The organism is Lysinibacillus sp. NPDC097231 (genome assembly GCF_044761885.1).
Taxonomy (GTDB): Bacteria; Bacillota; Bacilli; order Bacillales_A; family Planococcaceae; genus Lysinibacillus.
Window position 1 is genome coordinate 34,531 of the sequence record NZ_JBIWDH010000044.1, and the last position, 3,281, is coordinate 37,811.

At 37.9% G+C, this 3,281-nt stretch carries 3 protein-coding genes; 1 reads left to right on the forward strand and 2 read right to left on the reverse strand.

Translation table 11 applies throughout. The annotated features are described in order from the left end of the window. Positions 1-179: 179 nt before the first annotated feature. Positions 180-536, reverse strand: a complete 357-nt coding sequence (locus tag ACIQXF_RS20510; RefSeq protein WP_402786858.1) for a response regulator — start codon at positions 534-536, stop codon at positions 180-182. A gap of 155 nt (positions 537-691) precedes the next feature. On the opposite strand from ACIQXF_RS20510, the gene ACIQXF_RS20515 reads away from it, so the two are divergent. Further along, complete coding sequence (locus ACIQXF_RS20515) at positions 692-1,222, forward strand: DUF2529 family protein (RefSeq protein WP_402786861.1); 531 nt, start codon at positions 692-694, stop codon at positions 1,220-1,222. Positions 1,223-1,282: 60 nt separating this feature from the next. On the opposite strand, the gene ACIQXF_RS20520 is transcribed toward ACIQXF_RS20515, so the two are convergent. Further along, positions 1,283-2,875 (reverse strand): CTP synthase, encoded by a 1,593-nt coding sequence (locus ACIQXF_RS20520; RefSeq protein WP_402786863.1) that lies wholly within the window; start codon positions 2,873-2,875, stop codon positions 1,283-1,285. Positions 2,876-3,281: the final 406 nt, after the last annotated feature.

Sequence of the window (3,281 nt, forward strand, 5' to 3'; positions counted from 1 at the left end):
TTTCTTCCCTGAAAAGCAGGGGCTTTTATTTTCTACGCGAAAGCGCAGTGTAACTTATCCCAAGGCATAACAGAAGTATAATGTTAAAAATAATTTTGGAAGAAATGTGAATATGAAACGATAGAAAACTATTACAAACAGTCGTGAAAAACAGGCGGTGTTGACCACTGCCTGTTCTTCTAAGCTTTTAATATTTTATTTACCTCATCGCGTACTTCAAAAATATCAAAAGGCTTAGTAAAGTATCGAATAGCTCCTAAATCTAATGCTTCCTGTACAACATCCAGTTCACCATACGCAGTCATCATGAAGACAGGGAGTTGGGGCCACTTCTCTTTTAAACATTTTAAGATTTCTATGCCATCCATCCCTGGAATCTTCATGTCTAATAGGACACAATCCATTCCCTCCTCTGCATATCGCAGCGCCTCCATACCATTTGCTGCTAAATATGTAACATAGCCTTCCTTTTTCAACACTTCATTTAAAAGCAAACGAATCCCTTGTTGATCATCGACAATTAGTAATCGTTTCACATTTCATTCCGCCCTTTTTAAGTTAGTTTTCTTGTACAAAACTTCTTATATTATGTATTATTCTCTTTTAATAGCTTAATACCTTCCCTATATTATAAATTATCTGCTTTTGCTTTATACTCTTCTCAAACATATAATATGATTGAGGTGGGACCATGTCAAAAATTTTAACAACACAACTAAGTGGACTATTACAAAGAATCACACAAAGTGAAGAAGACGCTATTGAAGAAACAGCACGACTCCTCGCACAAGCTGGTATTGGCGAAGGCAATGTCTATTTCGCATGCTTTGATGAAATGCAAGTTGTCGAATTAAATGCATGTCAAGCGATTGAACGTTTTACCAAGTTAGTACCGTGGACAAAGGATACAGTAATCACAGAAGCTGATCGTGTATGTATTTTCACACGTAGCGCGTTTGATAAAGAGGCGTTAGCTTTAGCACAACAACTAAATAATGATTTTGTACCATTTGCAGCCGTTGCTAGTGAGGTAAAGGATGCTGAAAATCCACTAGCAGATTTAGCGTATACCTATATTTCTACACGCATACGAGGTGGTCTATTACCAAACGATTTAGGAGAGCGTATAGTAGTACCACATGCTATTGCTGCCCTTTTTGTATATGAGGCAGTAAAAATTGCTTATGATGAAATGCTAGGACTTGATGACGAAGAGCTGTAAAAGCTACAAAAATAAAGATTCAAAAAAGAGTTGTCTCAGCGATTGAGACAACTCTTTTCATTATTTGAATGTTGCACCGATAAAATCGCGGAACAACGGTTGTGGACGATTTGGACGTGATACAAGCTCTGGGTGGAATTGGCAAGCTACGAAGAAATTCTTTTCTGGTAACTCGATAATTTCCACCAATTTACCGTCAGGACTTGTACCTGAGAAGACAAGACCTGCAGCTTCCATTGCCTCACGATACTCATTGTTAAATTCATAACGATGACGGTGACGTTCATAAACAAGCTCTTTACCATATGCATCGCTTGCTTTTGTGCCCTTTTTTAACTTACATGGATATAAGCCTAAACGTAATGTTCCACCGATGTCTACAGTATCATTTTGATCTGGTAAAAAGTCAATAATAGGATATTCTGTGTTTGCATCAAGCTCTGTAGAATGAGCACCTTTTAAGCCAAGTACGTTTCGAGCAAATTCCACTGTCGCCAGTTGCATACCTAGGCAAATACCTAAGAATGGTACATTATTTTCACGAGCATATTGTGTCGCTAAAATTTTACCTTCAACTCCACGATCACCGAAACCACCTGGAACTAGAATTGCGTCTGCTCCTTCTAATAGCGAAGCAACATTGTCAGCATCCACATGTTCTGCATTAATCCAGTCAATCTCAATATCAGAATTGTATGCATATCCGGCATGCTTTAATGCCTCAACAACGGAAATATAAGCATCTTGTAATTCTACATATTTACCTACTAATGCAACTTTTCGTTTATTTGGTAAGTTCTTCACTTTCTCTACAAGATCACGCCACTCTTCCATATCTGCCTCTGGTGCTTCAATGCCGAAATGGTCAAGAACGATATCATCGAAATCTTGTGCATGAAGATTTAATGGTACTTCATATAAATGTTCAGCATCGCGAGATTCAATAATTTCGTGTGGCTGTACATCACAGAATAAAGCTAATTTTTCTTTCATATCTTGAGGCACTTCTTGCTCTGTGCGTACAACGATAATGTTTGGTTGAATACCTAAAGAACGTAATTCTTTCACAGAATGTTGTGTGGGCTTTGTTTTTAGCTCACCTGCAGCTTTAATATAAGGAATAAGCGTACAATGAACATACATTACATTATTATGTCCTAAATTTGTTTTCATTTGGCGGATTGCTTCAAGGAATGGTAATGATTCAATATCCCCAACTGTTCCACCTACTTCTGTAATGACAACATCTGCGTTAGTTTCGCGACCAGCACGTTGAATACGGTCTTTGATTTCATTTGTAATATGAGGAATTACTTGTACTGTACCACCGTTGTAATCACCACGACGTTCTTTTTGTAGAACAGACTGATAAACGCGACCTGATGTTACAGTAGAATGTTTGCCTAGGTTAATATCAATGAAACGTTCGTAGTGACCTAAGTCTAAATCGGCCTCAGCGCCATCATCTGTTACGAAAACCTCACCATGTTGATAAGGACTCATTGTACCTGGGTCAATATTGATATATGGGTCAAATTTTTGGATCGTTACTTCTAATCCACGATTTTTTAATAAGCGACCTAGAGATGCTGCTACAATACCTTTTCCAAGTGATGATACAACCCCACCTGTTACAAAAATATACTTCGTCATGAAAAAATTCCTCCTTATGTTGTTCTAAATTTGCTAGTAAGAAAAGTTGCCGCCCACGCTAATTCATCTTGAGCTTTGGCGCAATTATCTCGACAAGAATAAAAGATGTATCATTCTTTTACCCTAAAATAAGAAAAGCCGAGAATGTCTACAAAAGTGTAGTCGATTCGAAGCTGTAATCGTTTCTATCTCTTTTCTACTTTCCTTTTAAAAGCCCTAATGTTTATTCAGTCACCGATTAATATACATCATGAATAATTTTGAACAATTATATTCATATCAGCAGCAATAAGCTTGGGAGATCTGGACTGAATCGAGTAGGAGGGGGTGACTAACCCCCGACCTCTCTCACCACCGTACGTACGGATCCGTATACGGCGGTTCAATTAAGATGAATAACGCAAGA